Annotated in this window: 12 protein-coding genes; 8 read left to right on the top strand and 4 right to left on the bottom strand. The window is 60.5% G+C overall.

The genetic code is table 11. The annotated features are described in order from the left end of the window. The first annotated feature begins 587 nt into the window (after positions 1-587). Both ACFMO7_RS21120 and ACFMO7_RS21115 read left to right on the top strand, forming a co-directional pair. Positions 588-788, top strand: coding sequence for a hypothetical protein (locus ACFMO7_RS21120; RefSeq protein ID WP_376797458.1), 201 nt, complete (start codon positions 588-590; stop codon positions 786-788). A 124-nt stretch (positions 789-912) separates the two neighbouring features. Beyond that, the gene (locus ACFMO7_RS21115) at positions 913-1,875 is read left to right on the top strand and encodes a class I SAM-dependent methyltransferase (RefSeq protein WP_376797457.1); all 963 of its coding nucleotides are present in this window, start codon (positions 913-915) and stop codon (positions 1,873-1,875) included. A 1,063-nt stretch (positions 1,876-2,938) separates the two neighbouring features. Here the strand turns inward: ACFMO7_RS21115 and ACFMO7_RS21110 are convergent. Both ACFMO7_RS21110 and ACFMO7_RS21105 read right to left on the bottom strand, forming a co-directional pair. Further along, positions 2,939-4,141 (bottom strand): LLM class flavin-dependent oxidoreductase, encoded by a 1,203-nt coding sequence (locus ACFMO7_RS21110; RefSeq protein WP_376797456.1) that lies wholly within the window; start codon positions 4,139-4,141, stop codon positions 2,939-2,941. Beyond that, a complete protein-coding gene (locus ACFMO7_RS21105) occupies positions 4,138-4,956 on the bottom strand; it encodes an alpha/beta fold hydrolase (protein ID WP_376797455.1) in 819 nt (272 codons plus the stop codon). The genes ACFMO7_RS21110 and ACFMO7_RS21105 overlap by 4 nt, the downstream gene beginning before the upstream one ends. A gap of 348 nt (positions 4,957-5,304) precedes the next feature. Here ACFMO7_RS21105 and ACFMO7_RS21100 point away from each other — a divergent pair, with 348 nt between their 5' ends. Further along, positions 5,305-6,435: an RNA-guided endonuclease InsQ/TnpB family protein gene (locus ACFMO7_RS21100; RefSeq protein ID WP_376797498.1), complete on the top strand. Its 1,131-nt coding sequence runs from the start codon at positions 5,305-5,307 to the stop codon at positions 6,433-6,435. Positions 6,436-6,538: 103 nt separating this feature from the next. Here ACFMO7_RS21100 and ACFMO7_RS21095 read toward each other — a convergent pair whose 3' ends face one another. Next, positions 6,539-7,645, bottom strand: a complete 1,107-nt coding sequence (locus ACFMO7_RS21095) for a three-Cys-motif partner protein TcmP (RefSeq protein ID WP_376797454.1) — start codon at positions 7,643-7,645, stop codon at positions 6,539-6,541. Positions 7,646-7,852: 207 nt separating this feature from the next. Continuing rightward, a complete protein-coding gene (locus tag ACFMO7_RS21090; RefSeq protein WP_376797453.1) occupies positions 7,853-9,307 on the bottom strand; it encodes a hypothetical protein in 1,455 nt (484 codons plus the stop codon). 388 nt (positions 9,308-9,695) lie between these two features. On the opposite strand from ACFMO7_RS21090, the gene ACFMO7_RS21085 reads away from it, so the two are divergent. The 5 genes from ACFMO7_RS21085 (at position 9,696) to ACFMO7_RS21065 (ending at position 17,270) form a co-directional block, all read left to right on the top strand. Continuing rightward, the gene (locus tag ACFMO7_RS21085; RefSeq protein ID WP_376797452.1) at positions 9,696-10,835 is read left to right on the top strand and encodes a LacI family DNA-binding transcriptional regulator; all 1,140 of its coding nucleotides are present in this window, start codon (positions 9,696-9,698) and stop codon (positions 10,833-10,835) included. 89 nt (positions 10,836-10,924) lie between these two features. Further along, positions 10,925-13,417, top strand: coding sequence for a hypothetical protein (locus tag ACFMO7_RS21080; protein WP_376797451.1), 2,493 nt, complete (start codon positions 10,925-10,927; stop codon positions 13,415-13,417). A gap of 294 nt (positions 13,418-13,711) precedes the next feature. Next, complete coding sequence (locus ACFMO7_RS21075) at positions 13,712-15,094, top strand: ABC transporter substrate-binding protein (RefSeq protein ID WP_376797450.1); 1,383 nt, start codon at positions 13,712-13,714, stop codon at positions 15,092-15,094. Between the two features lie 213 nt (positions 15,095-15,307). Next, positions 15,308-16,270 (top strand): carbohydrate ABC transporter permease, encoded by a 963-nt coding sequence (locus ACFMO7_RS21070; RefSeq protein WP_376797449.1) that lies wholly within the window; start codon positions 15,308-15,310, stop codon positions 16,268-16,270. 91 nt (positions 16,271-16,361) lie between these two features. Then, positions 16,362-17,270 carry a carbohydrate ABC transporter permease gene (locus ACFMO7_RS21065; protein ID WP_376797448.1) on the top strand — a complete coding sequence of 303 codons (909 nt, stop codon included), beginning with the start codon at positions 16,362-16,364 and terminating at the stop codon, positions 17,268-17,270. Positions 17,271-17,272 lie beyond the last annotated feature (2 nt).

The raw sequence follows: 17,272 nt of genomic DNA, 5'->3' as shown, positions 1-17,272 counted from the left end.
CATGGCTTCTCACAAAGAAAGATACCAGGCGACCGCGCCCGCCGCCCCTCAGAGCAAGGCGATACTCCTCCCCCACGGACCACCAAAAGCCTGCTCTTCTCCTGCAGGCCAGCCGGCACTTCCTCGATGCCCGCGCACACTCATTCATTTCAAACACCTTTTACTTTCGATACCTCCTTTGCATCTTTCTGGGAACCTCTCCGGGGTATCTACTATTTATAGATATACATAATCAATTTCACCGCCCGCTTCTTACCAGGCGAGCTGTAAAATTGTAGAAGGGTGGCAGTCGTCTTCAGGAGGCTCTTTATTGGGGTGATTACACAAGAAATCTTAAGAAAAATGGGAAATATGTCTAAAATTGGCCGCCGAAGCCTTGAAAAATTGGCTCGCAAAAACGTACAACAATAGAGAAGCACTTGCAATCGTCTCCCAGGCCAACCCGACTGGCGAGCACCTGTGTGGGTAGCCGAGCTGGCGAGGTTGGAGCGAGGGCAAAGAAGCTGCAGGGCAGCGCCGCGCTGCGGCAGGTTGACGAATGGGGAGAGGCAAGAGAGCGCTCTGCCGAAGGACAAGAGAGGATCTGGATGAAGCTCAGAAGGAGCAAAAACATAGTAGGGAGTGTATATATCTATGAGGATCTTGCATTGGCTGAAGCAGTTGTGGAGAGGAAGAGGAAAGGCGTGTTGGCTGCCGAGGACGGCCTCACAGCGGGCGAGGCCAGCGATTGGGGCAGCGAGCCAGCAGCCGGCGCAGGCTCATCCAGGACAGGTCCTGAACGCCAGTAGGAGCACAGGGACGGCGGCCTTCCTGTCTTGCTGGGCAGTACCCCCCGACACGGCCACTCCCAGGCCGCTGAGCGCTCCAGGAGAGCTGGTCAGCGCGGCGGTTGGCAACCGGGGAGGTTGTTCGGTGACCGAGGCAGGAAGTAGAGGGAACGGGCAGGCTCAGGTCCAGGCGGTCACGGGCCGGATGGCCTCGGTGGGCATAGGCAGGGCCTTTGCTCAGCAGCAGACCATAGAGCAGCACCCCACCGTCCGACTTCCCCAGTCCCCTGCGGCGCCCACTATTGCCAGGCGCTACCTGATCGACACGGACTATCTTCTGCCGAAAGACCTTATCGAGGCCAATCGACTGGACTTTCAGCACTACTACCTCAAGCACGTCCTCAAAAGTAACTACCTGGCGCCGCTCGACAAGGAGCGAGTGCGATCCATCCTCGACGTCGGCTGTGGTACCGGGCGCTGGGTCATTGAGATGGCGCGAGCTTTCCGGGAAGCGCGCGTCTATGGGATCGATCTGGAGTGGTCAACGCCAGCACAGAAGCTGCCCCCGAACGTGACTTTCCTGCAGGGCAATGTCCTTGCGGGTCTGCCCTTCCCCGGGCATACCTTTGACTACGTCCATCAGCGCCTGCTCGCTATGGGCATTCCGGCTAACCGCTGGCCCTCCCTTTTGCAGGAGCTGCTGCGGGTAACTGCCCCCGGCGGCTGGATCGAGCTGTTCGAGGGAGGGGATACCTTTGTGAACGCCGGCCCCGCCCTCAGGCTCTTCATCGAGTGGTACCGCCAGGCTAGCAAGCGGGCCGGCTACGACCCGGCCATCGTCGATCGCCTGGGCAACCTTTTCCAAAACCTCGGCCTGCATCACGTCCGTCTGGAAACCCTGAGCGTGCCGGTCGGCCCCTGGGGCCGCCATGAGGGAGTCATGCTCCAGAAGAACCTGATGGCTACCTTTCCGGGCCTCTTCCCCCTCTTGCAGCAACAACTCAATATCGAGGAAGAGCAATTCAATATGGTATTAAATGAGATAAATCGAGAAATGGAAATTTTACAGATAGAGTATCAATATTACGTAGTTTATGGGCAAAAATAAGACCACGGCGCATCCCGGCGATTGAGGAGCCGCCTGGCCCTTGCCCATTGGCCGGAGGCTCATACTGGCCTGCCCGTCAGTCTCGCCGAGGGGCCGGAGATCGCGAAGGGCACCGCGCACTGGGACGGGCCCGCTGGGAGGGAGGGGAGGGTTCCAGGAAGAGAGGCAGAGTAGCCGGCTCAGCTCAGGAACTGCCCTGGCGGCTCAGGTCTCGCTCGGTATCTCTCCAGCCCCTTTCAGCGAGCGATCAGCTCCCTCAGCCTGCGCCCTTCCGCACCGGCCACCACCGGGGCAATGCGCCGAGCAGGGATCACCTCTGCAGGCAAGCAAGATAGGGAAGGGAGGAGGAGAGCGCCACAGTTGTCCGGAAAAGGAAAGGAAAGGGAGGAACGAGAGCAGAGAGATAAAGAACAGGGTGACTACCAGAGGATGGCAGAAGCGGTCAGGCTGCCCGGCCGGTCGCCGGGTCTACCACGGGAGCCGGGACCTGGCCAGGTAGCCTGACCCAAAAGAAAGCAAGAGAGAACACCTTCGCCAGGAAGGACGAGTTGAGTTTAGCGGCCTTAGCTCCGCTTTGGCGCTTTCAGGACTCCTTCCCCGCAGTCTGCTCAGTCTGCTCAGACTGGTCCTGCCTGGGTGCTACCTTGCACGAACCGCCATTGCCGGGAGCAGCCTGCTCCTCGGACGACGCTGGCGAAAGGCCACTCTGCTGCGGCGGGTTTGATAGGGCGGCTGCTTGACGTGCAGCGCAGCGTGGACAAACCAGCCGCGGCAGCTTCTGTTTCAGCCAGAGCGGCGGCGCAGTCGCTGCGAACACATCCAATCTCCTCCTTGCCGCCTGCCACTCTCAGGCCATGTCAGGCCACGTCTAGTTGCAGGCAGGGCGGGTTACACGCCTAAGATTGATCCTTCTCTATGAGGAGAACACGCCGGGGCGCCTGCAAGCTGACAGCTCTGTCCGAAAGTACTGGTCGGCGGGCTGCCCCAGTGCGACCGCCTCTAGAGTCTCTCAGCGCTCTCCCCCTGCCCGGCCTCTCGGCGGGGACCAGAGGCTGGCGGGCACTCAGGACCGCCGACCAGCGGTCTCAAGCGGAGGTGGTTCCGGCGGCTCCTCCTGGCGACGGAAGTAGGGCATAACCTCCCTGGCCATCATCTCCTGATGCTTGAGCACTAGGTAATCGGGCATACCATCGGTGCAACCGCCGGTCACCAGCATACCGGCATGCAGCACCTCCGTATAGTAGCTTAGCTTCTCGATGACGGTCGCCGGGCTACCGGCAATGACCACCCCCTGCTCAACCAGCTCTTTAAAGGTCGTGTTGCCAAAGCCAAAACTAGCGCGGTTCTCTATAGCCGCCCGAATGCTGCGCAGACTCATGTAGCCTGGCGGCATAAAGAACTCCGTCGGCACCTTCATGGCCTTCTGAAAGAGCCACATCATGTAGCGCTCGCCCTCTTTCATAGCCAGATCATCCGTTTCGGCAATGGCAATAGGCACACAGAAAGCCAGTTGCTCGGGCTGAGCTTCGTAGCCATATTTCTCCTCGGCCAGGCGGCGATACAGCTCGTAGGCCCGCTTGCGCTGCTCCATCGGCATAAAGACGGTCATGTAAGGATAGCGATGGGCGGCGGCGAAGTCGATGGTCTCCAGGCTGGCAGTGCCGGGCAGCCAGATTGGCGGATGCGGCTTCTGCAGGGGCCGCGGCCAGATATTGACGTAGCGATAGTTGTAGTGCTCGCCCTCAAAGCTAAAGGGGCCGGGCCGAGTCCAGGCCTGGATGATGAGGTCATGGGCCTCGTTCATGCGCTCGCGACTGAGCGCCGGATTGATATTGTAGCTAAAGTATTCCATGCCGGTGCCGCGCACAAAGCCGGAGATGATGCGCCCACCGCTGATGACATCGAGCATGGCGATCTCCTCAGCAACCCGCAGGGGATCATCGTGCAGAGGGAGAGCATTGCCGATGATGCCGATCCTGGCTCGCTTGATGCGCTGGGTAAGCACCGCCGCCATGATATTGGGCGAGGGCATGGTGCCGTAGGCGTTCTGATGGTGCTCGTTGACGCAGACGCTGTCCCAGCCGAGCTTGTCGGCGCGCTCCAGCTCATCAAAGTAGCGGTTGTAGAGGGCGTGACCCTTCTCGGGATCGTAGATGCTGTTGGGCAACGTCACCCAGGCCGAGTCATACTTTTCGTCGAAGTCGGGCGGCAGATCGGGCCAGGGCATCAGATGGAAGTAGTGAAAGGTCAGTCGAGGACGGCTCATGCGGGCTTTACCTCCTGTGACTCCTGGAGGAACGAGCAGATGGGATCGGCCCATTGCTGAGGCAGCTCAAACATAGGCATGTGGCCGGTGCCTTCGAGCACCACAAGCTGTGCACCAGGAATGAGACGCTGCCACTCCTGGCCATAGGCGGGCGGAATGAGACGATCGAGTGCTCCCCAGATCACCAGGGTCGGGCACCGGAGCCTCTGCAGACGACGTCCTAGTCTGGGGTCGTAGTGCGGGTTCCAGGCCAGGGCGGCCAGCGTGGTTCGCTCGGCGTAGAGGCGGACAAAGTAGTCGGTGTTGATCTCAGGCGGGATCAGCGGGGCGGCAGCCGCCAGGTTCTCGAAGCAGGTCTCTAGCAGCCGCTGCGGGCTGAGAGCAAAGAAGTCGGCCATCGGCACCCCTTTGAGACGCAAGCCCGCGGCGTTCGAGAGGACCAGCTTGCTGACGCGCTCCGGATACCAGACAGCGATTTCGGCAGCCATCCAGCCGCCGAGCGAGTGGCCGACCAGAGCGGCCCGCTCAAGACCCAGGGCCGCCATGAGGTCGCGGAAGCAGAGCACGTAGTCGCTCATATCACGCATCCAGTCTGGCCGCTCGCTGAGGCCAAACCCGGGAATGTCGGGGGCAAACAGATGAAAGTCTCGAGCAAGCAGTCGATGGTAATCGAGCCAGAGGTTGCCAAGATGGGTGCCATGTAGATAGAGCAACGGCGGGGCAGCAGAAGGACCGGCCTCAAAGAGATGGGTGGCTATGCCTTGAACTTCAATGGTGCGCTCAATCCGGTCGCCAGCGCGATCGGCTTCGGTCATCGTCGACGCTCCTTTCTCTCCAGATACAGAGCAGGGCTTTGCTCAGGCGAAAAGGCCTGTCTGAGGCTGTCGGTCGACCCTGACGGCTAGCGCTCTCTGCTTCCTCCCGATAAGGATGCTGGCAGAATCTGAGCCGCCCGCTTCACGCTGGGCCTGGCAATTCAGACGACAAGCTGGCCTTGCGCAGAGGGGGAGGGAGAGCTGCCAATACGCCTCTCACGGAGAGAAGGATAACATATGCCGGCGCCTCCCAGTTCTTATCAGAAGCGGCCAGAAGACCCCTGCTTTCAAGGATGGGGATGAATGGCCACGCTTGAGTCATTGATGCGTTTGTGCTACCACGCAGCTATGCATAAAATGTTTGTGTACCGGATCTATCCCACCAAGAAACAAGCCACCTTGCTGCAAGCCACCCTGGACGAGTGCCGGTGGCTCTATAATCACTTGCTTGAACAGCGCAAGAAGGTCTATGAGCAAACCGGCAAGGGGCTGAGCCTGTATCAGCAGATCAACACGTTGCCCGTACTCAAACAACAACGCCCCTCGCTTGCCAGTGTGCATTCTCAGGTATTGCAGAATGTTGCAGTCCGCCTTGATCTGGCGTTCAAAGCTTTCTTCCGGCGGGTCAAAGCCGGCGAGAAGCCGGGCTATCCTCGCTTCAAGGGCCGAAACCGCTACGATAGCTTCACCTACCCCCAATCCGGCTTCCGGCTCGATGAACAAGGGAAACTCTACGCCTCTGGGATCGGGCATATCAAGATCGTCTTACACCGCCCCTTGAGAGGCAAGATCCAGACGCTGACCATCCGCCGCTCTTCGACAGGCAAGTGGTATGCTGCGTTCTCGGTGGAGTGTGAGCCGGAAAGACTCCCTGAGAACCCCCATCAGGTCGGGATCGATGTGGGACTCCACACCTTTGCCACTCTCTCGGATGGGACAGCCATTGCTGCTCCCCGTTTCTTCCGGCAAGAAGAACGCGCTCTTGCCAAAGTGCAACGCAAACACAGCCGGCTGGCAGAGGGAACGCCTGAGAGACGCCAGCACCGCCAAGTCATTGCCCGTGTGCATGAGCGGATTGCCTTCCGGCGCAAGAACTTCACGCACCAGCTCAGCCGTCAGATCGTCAACGCCTCCGGCTTCATCGCCGTTGAAGACTTGCACGTGAACCGCATGGTTCACCACCATTGTCTGGCCAAGAGCATCAGCGATGCTGCATGGAGCCAGTTCTTTGACCAATTGTTCTACAAAGCGGAAGAGGCTGGTAGGACCTTTGTCAAAGTCAACCCGGCCTATACGAGTCAGACATGCAGCGTGTGTGGACATCGCCAGAAGATGCCGCTTGACCAGCGCCTCTTCGAGTGTCCCTGCTGTCATGCTCAACTGGATCGCGACCTCAATGCGGCGAGAAACATCAAAGCTCTGGGGCTACAGAGCGTGGGTTTGCCCCTAGAAGCCCCCGCCTCCAGGCGTGGGGAGTAGTCACTGACTTACTGGCCTGTCGGCGCACCGGACTGAGGTAAGACCAACGAGCAGCAGGGCGGCAAAGCGAGGCAAGCCCGTTTAGCCCAAGCTCGGTCAGAACTTAGCGAAACAGGATAGTCATGGCTAAATCGGCGTAGGTACCTTTCTTTCTTCCTTCCGGGCCGTAGACCTCTATCAGCCCTTCTTGTTCCAGTAGTTTCAGGCTCGACTTGTATTTGAAGAAGGGAGTATCGGCTATAACATACTCTTCGATATCGTCAAGAGCAACCAACTTTCCTCGAAAGCGCTCGTAGAGCATCTGAGCCAGGATGGGCGGAGAATCATTCTGGAGAAGAAAGCTCTGCGCCAGACCAGTGCAGTCGGAGAAAACAAAGTTGCCTGTAGGATCAACTTCCCACATGGCTCGCTTCATATTCTTCATTCCCAGCCGGTGCCTGGTGGCGAAGAAAAGAAAATAATCGGTTTTATTTCTCTTATTGAGCATACAAAACGAGCGTACATAGCGGGCGCCCGCAACGCTCAAGAGCTGCTGACGATAGAGATTGTGCAGTTGCTGCTGGCGCGTCCGCGCATCCTGGCAATCGAGAGCAATCGTCCGCCACTCGGAGGTGCCAAAGAGCTGGTCATAATGGACCGACTGAGCCTGGCAATTGCGCTTCAAAAAGCGATCGATTTCTTCATACATGAAGGTAATCAAGACCTCACAACGAGGATATCTCATCAATTGACAAATAATATCCATTGGAGCATGAGAGTAGCCGAATGGATCGATAAAAACAAACATAGCATCGTAATGCTCGCGCCCACAGGCCAGGTTGCGCAGAAGATCCCTCATCGCATCCACAAAGGTGCCCGTATGAATCTCGTAAGTTGCTGTTGGAGGAAGCGGCTGGCTCTGGAGGTGGGCCTGTATCTTCAGTCGAAGGTGAGCAGAGCGATGGGGATCTCGCTCCACAAAGAAGAACTTCACCCTGCCCTGTCGTATGGAATGAGCGCGATGGCCCTGATAGGCATTGAGCATAATCAACGGCGAACCGATCTCTCCGCCTATGTACTCCCCTGGGCCTGCAAAGCCATCAACCAGCAGCCCACTGGTCCCCTTACGGATAAGAATAGGTAGCCAGGCACCGAGATACTTCCTCAGAATGATGTGCTTCGCCAGAGTATGATCCTCTAGCTTCCAAATCGTCGACCGTGGGGCCGTCATGGCCTTCTCCTTTCTGACTGGTTGGTTAGCCTGCGGCGCTCGAAGAGAGCCAGCCCCCCCAGCACAGGTGAGACGCCGACCTCCGTGGTTTGTCTTTATTTTTCAGTAAAATAGCACTATCCTTCGATTATCTTATATTTAATTATATCTACGAATGAGTGTGTTTGCAAGCGAACCATCTCTCTATAAACAAGCAAGCGCTAAAATCTACTCCTGTGGAGCGCGCTTGATCACAGGCAGGGGTTGGCGCTGCAGCTGAGCCCGCAGTCCATAGCTGATATGACAGGCGCAGGGCATACTGCTGATCGCTCCTGCCTTCAGAAACTGCAGGGCCTGGCGCGGATCAGCCTTACAGGGAGTCGTTTGCACATGGGCCAGATCGTAGCGCGCCAGCAGGAGGCGCACCCAGCGATAGAGGCGTAGCTGGCGGGTTGGCGACGGGCGATACTTGTGAGCCACCACCTGCGGCTCCATCTCCCTCAGCAAGGGAGTTACCTGCTCCTCCGGCAAGCTCGCCCGCAAGATCCGCGGCATCTGTGGCGAAAAGCGCAGGATATCCACCGTCATGCGCTTCAAGCGCGGTCCCAGGATGGCACGGATCTGGGCGAACAGCTCGTGGTAGGCCTGGCGGTAGTTGGTGACCGTGATAATCGGTCCCAGGCGAATCGTATGGTCCAAGGCCCCATGTTCGATCGCCCAGGCCAGGCCGCGCAGGCGGGCCTCGGGCGGGGCCCCACCCGGCTCAAACTGGGCGGAGATCTCCGCCGGGTTCAGACTGATTGCCAGCAGCGCCAGCCGCCCTTCCAGGCGCAGATACGGCTCATAGACGCCTTTGGTCAGAAAGAAAGAGACAATGCCGCGCTCGCTGGCCAGATCCAGGATCGTCTGCACCAGCGAGCCGTGGCCCTGCTCGTCGACGAACCAGGGATCTTCCTCGACGGGACCACCCAGCTCGGCCCAGTTAACTACGCTTCCGCGTGGCAGCCGCTCTAGCTCCGGAAGAACTTCCTCCAGATTCAGAGCCACGCTTTTGAAGCCCATGCCCTGTAGGCCCCGCAGATAGCAGAAGCTGCACTCGACCGGGCAGACCCCCTGGGCATAATTGCCACGCAGAAACCCCCGAATCGGCTCGGCGCCGCGCTCTTCCCTGGCTGAACGGGTGCCAGCGATCCAGGTTTGCGAACCGCGGCGATAGGCCACGATCGGCGTCCAGGCCCCACAGGTAGTGCCGGCACCGCCTACAAAGGGTGCAATGAACTGCGGCCTGCCAGCGCCACCGCGGCGGATCAAGAGCAGAATGCGGGCTTTCCGTCTTCCTTCCTCCTCTCCCGGAAAGAGGAGCCGATGGAGGGCCAGGGCCTCGCGCGCCACCTCCGTGCGACTGCTGAGGCGTCGCAGATGAACCGCCGCGACCAGCGGCGCGAGGCGCTCCGCCGCCAGGTGGGCCTGCTCTTCCTCCTGGCGGCTGTGAGCATGGAGCAGCAGATGGGCGGGACGGGCCGGCAGCAACCGATGGCGATTGGCCAGCAGCCTCCTTGCTCGTTCACCAGCTTCTCCAGTGCTGACCGCCGCATCCAGAACCACCAGATCGATTTCCGCCAGCCGCCCGAGCATCGACGACTCTTGCAGGATTCGCGTTTTTTCATAAGCTATACTCGTCATAATGCTTTCCTCCCGGCAGTAGCCTATAGCTGCCTCCTGGCCCGCTCATACCGGCGGCCAACGGCCGGCAACCAGCCAAGTCTGCAACTGAACAATCAATTGAATATTTGTTCGAAATCTTCTTAATTATATCCGAGAACGAGGGTGAAGTCGAGAGAACAGAGAGAACGGGCTAGAAAGGCGCATAGTGGCACCTCTCTGGCCCCCTGGAAGCCCCCCGCTCTTTCCCAATGCGCATCTTGACAGACAACCACTTCGTATGGTATCTAATCAATAAGCCAACGCAACCGGTTGCGTAAGGAAACCGACCGGTAGGGAGCGACCGAGCGATGGATCGCAGCGTAGCGATCGGTCGAGCGAGCAACGAGAGAGCGGCAGGGGGTCTCCGATGACCACACAGGAGCAGCACACGGCAAGCGCCGGCTCGAACGAGCCGCGACCGGCGGGTGGGCAGTCCAGCCGAGCGGCTGTCGAGCTAAACACCACGCGGCCCACGCTGGCGGAAATCGCCCGTCGGGCGGGTGTCAACAAATCCACCGTCTCGCGTGCCCTGCGTGACGACCCCTCGATTCCGCAAGCCACGCGCCAGCGCATTCAGGATCTGGCCGCGCAGCTCAACTACGTGCCCAACGCCAGTGCCCGCCATCTCAACCACGCGCGCACCGACACAATCGCCCTGGTCTCGCGCGCGCTCAATCTTGATACTGGGGCTGGCAACGCTGATCCCTTCCTGGTCGAACTCCTCGCCGGTATCGCCGACGAGGCCGCCAGCTATCACCTCGACGTCCTCCTGGTACGAGCCGAAGAGGGAGAGCGCGAGCTAAGCGTCTATCAGCGCATTCTGGGAGGACGGCATGCCGACGGCGTGATTCTCACCGATCTTCGCCCCAACGACCACCGCCTCAGCTACCTCTGTCGTCAGCGCTATCCGCACGTGCTCTTTGGTCGTTCTGCCGAGGATCTGGCGGAGGCTCGTCTCTACCCCTATCCCTGGGCCGAAGTTGACAATCGGAGCGGGGCCAGGATCGGCACAGAGCACCTCATCAGCCTGGGACACCGGCGCATTGCCTTCATAGGCGGTGGTGACACCTACCACTGGGAGCGCGATCGGCGAGCTGGCTATCGTGAGGCTCTGGCTCAGGCCAACCTACCCTACGATCCACGCCTGTGCATTCCAAGCGGGATCTCCCAGAAGGACGGCTACCTGCTCACCCAGCAACTGCTTTCCTGGGAAGAGCCGCCGACGGCCATCTTTGCCATCAGCGACGTGCTCGCTGTCGGCGTGATGCGAGCTGCCCTCGATGCTGGCGTCCAGATCGGGCCGACCTTCTCGGTCATCGGCTTTGATGGTCTCGGGCTTGGCTCCTACCTGACCCCTCCGCTCACAACGCTACGCCAGCCTATCAATGAGGTGGGGCGCATCCTGGTACGCCTGCTGTGCGCCGTTCTGCGCGCTACCCCACCGGAAGAGCCACACGTTTTTCTGCAGCCGGAGCTGATCGTGCGCGCCTCAACGCGTGGCTCCTGACAAGCGAGATCAAGCCAAGCGTAACCGCTATCTTCACGTCTGGTAGCCAGAGAAGCAAGACCAGTATCATTGGACAGGAGAAAAGAACCGTGTACGAAGAGCAGCAAGAAGGGCCAGCTCTCGAGGCGCAACCTGATGGGAAGCGCTTCTATGCCCTCAGCGGCAGGCGCCTCTATAGCATCGCCACCCTGGATGGTCGCTTTCCCGACCTGGGCTGGCACCAGCCAGGCGAGATGGGTGGTCTGTGGGCGCCGCCACTCAAGCTGCTTGACGGCTACTGGTTCGCGCTGCGCCTGCCTGCAAGCGAGGAAATCCTCTGGCTCACCAGTCCCGAGCGCTGGCAATGGACAGCCTCCGGTGTGTCACTCAGCTACACGCTTCCGGCCCTGGGCCTTTCTATCGAGCGCAACGAATGGATCGTGCCCGATGAAAGCGCCCTTGTGATCCAACTGACCTTCAGAGCGCAGCCTGGAGCCGATCGCCAGTGGCAGTCGCAGACAGGCGGGGGGCAGCCACACTTGCTCTGCGGCCTGGTGGTACGCAGCGACCTGCATGGGGCCTGGATGGCCGAGGAACGCCTCGGCTGGCACGACGGGGAAGATCTGGCCGAGTATGATGAGGAACTGGCCGCCGTCGTGCTGCGCGATGCGCTTCACCCCAGGTGGACAGCCTGCGTGGGAGCCACGGTCTCTCCTCTTGCCTGGCAGGTAGGTGATGCTATTTGGGGACCGGAGCGCACCGGCGGGCGCGGCACCGGCGCCGCGCGCTGGTATCGCTGCCAGGTCTCTTGCGCCGGGCCTGCGCAGCTCAGTTTCCTCATCACCGGCCCCCACCCCGCAGGCAATGCGGGGTCGGCTGCCGCCCTCGTCGCCCGCCTGACACGGGGGGAACGCGTCTCAGGCGGCTTGACACCAGCGCTCGTCGAAGCTCAGCACCGCGCCCGTGTCGAGTTTCTCTCCCCGTTCGAGCGCTGTGCCCTCTCTTCGCCCGACCTGGCCTTCAACGAGGTCTTCGCCTGGTCCAAGGTCAATGCTGCTCGTCTGCTACTGGAGGTGCCAGGCGTTGGCAGCGGCCTGATGGCCGGCCTACCCGATTTTCCCTGGTGGTTCGGCTGCGACACGGCCTATGGGGTGTTGCCACTGCTGCCCAGCGGACAGACCGCGGCTGCCGTGGCCAGCCTGCGGACCCTGGCAGCCTTCGGCAAACGCTGCGACCCCCACGGCGCTGTACCTCATGAAGTGCTCCCCTATGGCCAGGTCTGGGCGAGCGGCAATCTGGTGGAGCTGCCGCTCTTTGTGCGCGCGCTCTACCACACCTATTGCTGGACGGGGGACCGTGGCCTGCTCAGAGAACTGTTCCCCTTCTGTCTGCAGGCACTGCGCGCCTGGCCGCTGGCCGACTGCGAGCGGCGCGCCAGCCTGGTCCCCCATGGCAAGAGCATTGTGGAGACGCCGGAGATGGCTAGCGATGATGTGCAGGCGCTGGATGTGGCCGCTTATCTGGCGGAGGCCCTTGACTGCCTCGCCACCCTGGCCACCGAACTGGACGACCCCGAGCTGGCCACCGACCTGCGCCAGCGCGCCGCGCAGACGCGCGCCCATGTGCGCGACGCCTGGTGGTTGCCACAGGCGAGCCTCTTCGGCGATCTCTACGCCTCCCCCCGTCATCTGCGCCGGCATCAGGCAGCTCTGGAGGCGCGGGCTATGGCAGCCTCCCGCGCCTCGGAGGAGGCAGAGGCTCAGGCCCTGCGGGAAGCAGCGGCGGCCCTGGAGCAGGCCCTTGAGGAGCGAACCTCTTTCTCCAGCTCCGGCCCAAGCGAAAGCAATCCCGAGAGCGAGGAGGCTCCTCGCCCCTGGCTGCTGTACCATATGGTCCAGGCCCTGGCCCTGGATGCCGGCCTGCCCTCGCTGGCTCAGGCCGAGGCCCTGCTCTCGCGCCTGGAAGGGCCCGAGTGGCAGGAGAGCTGCGGCCTGGTGCTCAATGCCCGGCGCAATCGGGCCGTCATGACCTTGCCCACGGGAGCACTGGCCGTCGGCGCGGCTCGCTACGGTCGTCCCGATCAGGCTCTGGCCTGGATGCAGCGCATGAGCACGGCCTTCGGCCTAGCCTCACCAGGTACGCTCAGCGAGTACGCTCCCGACAAGGGGTGCTTCCTGCAGCTATGGTCGAGCTACGGCATCGTCTGGCCCGTGGTGCATTACTTCTTTGGTCTCCGTCCTCAGGTGGCCACACGCCGTCTGCTTTGTATTCCCCAGCCACCCCGCGCCTGGCCTCGGGCCACACTACGTCGTGTTCCTCTGGCTTCCGCTTCTCTCGATGTCGAGCTGACCGTAGAACCGGATAGCCTACAGGTACAGCTGACGATCAGCGAGCCGGATTGGGAGCTGCTGCCCGGCCTGGCGCTGCCGCCCGATCAGCGCATTCGCGAGGCTCGTCTGAACGGCAGGCCGGTGACGCTCCAACCAGCCCAGCTCACCGGGTTCGAGGAGCGTACCATCTGGCTCGCCCCGGCCTTGCAGCAGACAACCGCCTATGAGCTGCTGGTGCGCTGGTCCCCTTCTGGCGCCGCGGCTGGTCTGTAGGAGGTGAGCCTGAGCTGGTCTGTACTTCTCTTATCTGTTAGCCTGAATCAATTATCTTTAATGAATTTTTCTTGCAATGATGCAAGAACTATAAGCAGTTAACTGCTGCATCGTTGTTCATTTCGTTCCCCAGTCCGCCCTATGCAGGCCAGACTGGCCGAGGCAGCTTGCTCCGTCTCGGAGAGACAGGCAGACAGACAGACAGCCGCAAGCCTTCAGCGTGCCGGCCGCCTGATCTGGCCTGACAGGGGGATCGGTAGAGCAGCCGATGAGAGCAAACAAAGGAGTTCGTCCATGCCAAGCAAAGCAAGAAGAAGGAGCCTTTGGAGTATTCTGATGGCTCTCACGCTGGTGGCCCTCCTCACCGCCTGTGGTGGTAGCAGCAGCGGAGGAACCAGCAGCGGGACCAGCCCCAGTGTTGCAGGTCCCAAAAATGGCCTCGTGCGCTGTCCGAGCAACACTAACACGACAGCCGCCAGTCCCGAAACCGGCCAGATCCACCTGGTTGTATCTGGCTGGTCCTCGACGCCGGCGGAGGACGCCCTGGTTAAGCAGGGTCTGCAGAATTTTGAGAAGCTGCACCCCAACGTGACCGTGACCTGGACGCCCATCCCCGGCGATTACGCCACCAAGATGCGCGCCAATGTGGCCAGCGGCAACGTGCCCGATGTCTTCTATCTGCAGCCGCCGATGGCTCAGGAATACATCCCCGCCGGCAAGCTGCTCAACCTCAGCCCCTACATGGCGCGCGACCACGTCTCGCCTTCGACCTACTACCCGTCGTTGATGCAAGCCTTTGACTGCGCCGATGGCACGGTCTTTGGTATTCCCAAAGACTGGAACTCGCTCGGTCTCTTCTATAACAAGACGCTTTTCCAGCAGGCCGGCCTCGGCGACCCTTCCAACTGGACCTGGGACGATCTGAAGAATGCGGCCCAGAAGCTGACGAAGCGCGGCAGCAGCCCGGCTAACAGTGTCTATGGCATCGCGCTGCCCGCCGATGCCTCGCGCTGGGGGGCCTTCCTCTTTGCCAACGGCGGTCAGATGGTCTCCGCCGACGGCAAGCAAGCCCTCTTCAACAGTCAGGCCGGCATCCAGGCGGCGGAGTTCTACACCTCCTTCGAGCTGAACCATACTGGCGTCATGCCCGGCGATGTCGGCGCCAGTTGGGACGGCGACGCTTTTGGGAAGCAGCAGGTGGCCATGACGCTGGAAGGCGGCTGGATGATTCCCTTCCTGACCCAGAACTATCCCAAGGTTCAGTATGGAATCGCACCGTTGCCCATCGGGCCGAGCGGCAAGCGCGGCAACTTGCTCTACACGAATGCCTGGGCGGCCTACTCCGGTACAAAGTATCCCGGCATGGCCTGGGAACTGATCAAGTATATGACTGGCGCCGAGTATCAGACGCAGGTGTTGCATAACGGCTTTGCCCTGCCTACCCTGACCTCGCTGGCGAACGATGCCTACTTCCAGCAGAATCCCGGGGTCAAGGTCCTGCAGGACGGCGCTTCCTACGGTCAGCCCGACTTCTACGGTGTGGCCGATACCGAGATTCACAACGACGTGAGCAACGCCCTGCAGTCCATCATGCTCGGTAAGCAGTCGGTTGCCGCCGCCCTGAATGCAGCGGCCCAGAAGGCCAACACCTGGATTCAGCAGAACGTTGCCCCCTAATCCGGCCCTGGTTGCTAGCGCCCTGATCCAGCGAAGAGCAGGAGAGTGGGCAGGGGAGGTCAGGGGAGGTCAGGGGAGGTCAGGTCAGGCCCAGACAGGGATCCTGCACAGGCCACGCCCTGACCTCTTCCTGAATCCACCACTCTCCCGCCTCCTGAGAGCGAGCGGCGAGTAGTCCCTCTTCATCCGGCTACAGACAAAGGAGCCTTGATCATGCAAGTGGCAGCAAGGAAAATCCAACCGGGCGGTCCACCTGGGGCAGGTCGCGGCCTGCCTTTCAAGATCAATCGACGCAAGCTGACCGAGATCCTGACCGCCTATACCTTCCTGGCACCCTACCTCTTTGTCCTGATCGTCTTTACGCTGATCGCCATCGTCACGGCTCTGACCCTGAGCTTCTTCTACGTCGACTTCGGCTTCACCACGCCGATCTTCTACGGCCTTCGCAATTACCTGAACATCTGGTACGACCTGACACATGATGGCGATTTTGCGGTGGGGCTACGCAACTGCGTTGAGTACACAATTGGGGTGGTGACCCTGCAGACGATTCTGGCCCTTTTCCTGGCCCTACTGCTCAACCAGAAGGTGCGCGGACGGGGCATCTTTCGCACCCTCTTCTACCTGCCGGCCATGACCTCCTCGGTGGCTATCTCGCTGATTTTCTATTGGCTCTACCAGCCTCAGGGAGGCATCAACTATCTGCTCTCGCTGCTCCACATCCAGGGGCCGGCCTGGCTGGAGAATCCCACGACGGCCCTGCCCGCCATCATGCTGCTCAACATCTGGACCACCGCCCCGACCTTCATGCTGATGTACCTGGCGGCCCTGCAGGATATCCCAGCGACGCTTTACGAAGCCGCCCGCGTCGACGGGGCCAATCGCTGGCAGATGCTCTGGAAGATCACCGTCCCCCTCCTGCGTCCCACGACCTTCGCCGTGGTGGCCCTCGGCTCGATCGGGGCCTTCCAGATGTTCGATCAGGCTTTCGTGATGGAGGGAGCCAACGGGGCCCCGCTGCGCTCAACGCTGACTGCCGCGATGGTCATCTACGACACAGCCTTTCAGAAGTCGCTGATGGGACTGGCTTGCGCTCAAGCCTTTGTTCTCTTCATCATCATCTTCGCTGTGACGCTGCTGCAGAAGCGCTACATTGATGTCAACATCCAATATTAGCGCGTGTGAGTGGACCAGCAGGCAGAGAGACAGGCGGACAGTGCAGAGCGCGTCTGATCTGTCCTCTAGTGAAAAGAGAGGAGCAAGAGCAATGAGTACAATCGGAGGCGTCGCCAGAGCAGAAAGGGTACCGCTGTCGACCGCTGCCGTCTCCATGAAACGTCGGCCTCCGTTGCCACTGCAACCGGGTCAGATCCTTCTCTACATCGTGCTGATCGGCTACGGACTATTCTCGCTGGCCCCTTTCCTGTTCGCTTTTTCGTCGTCTTTCAAGACCTATGCACAGGTACTGGCCTGGCCACCAAGCCTCCTGCCTAATCCGGCCACGCTCGACAACTACCGTTTCATCCTGAGCGGGGCCCAGCTCTTTCCGCGCTACATTCTGAACTCGATCATCTATGCGGGCGCCGTGACAGTCCTGAATGTGCTGCTAGCCTCGATGGCCGGCTACGCCTTCGGACGCATGGAATTTCCCGGCAAGAACTTCTTTTACCTGCTGACGCTGGCGGTCCTGATGATCCCGACGCAGCTCATCCTGATTCCGAAGTTCCTGGTGGCCTATACTCTGCATTTGACCGACAACTACGGTGGTCTGATCGTGCCAGCGATGGTGGCTCCCACCTCGGTCTTTCTGATGACGCAGTTTCTGAAGACGCTGCCGCGCGAGCTGGAGGAGGCGGCCCTCATCGATGGCTGTTCACGCTTTCGCGCTTTCTGGCAGATTATCTTTCCTTTGGTGCGCCCGGCGGTCACGGTGGTGGCCCTGCTTTCGTTTCAGGGGGCCTGGAACGACTTCCTCTGGCCGTTGATCGTGATGTCTCAGCAGGACAATTATACCCTGACAGTCGGTTTGGCTTTCTTCAAAGGCAACTATGTGACACAATACAATCTGGTACTGGCAGGAGCGATGATTTCGATCGCGCCGCTAGTGATCATTTTCTTCATTTTCCAGCGCTACTTTATCCAGGGTCTGGCCACTTCGGGCCTGGCCGGCAGATAGAG

Origin of the sequence: Thermogemmatispora sp. (genome assembly GCF_042408735.1) — a bacterium.
Classification (GTDB): domain Bacteria; phylum Chloroflexota; class Ktedonobacteria; order Ktedonobacterales; family Ktedonobacteraceae; genus Thermogemmatispora.
This window is presented reverse-complemented; position numbering and strand designations above follow the sequence as displayed.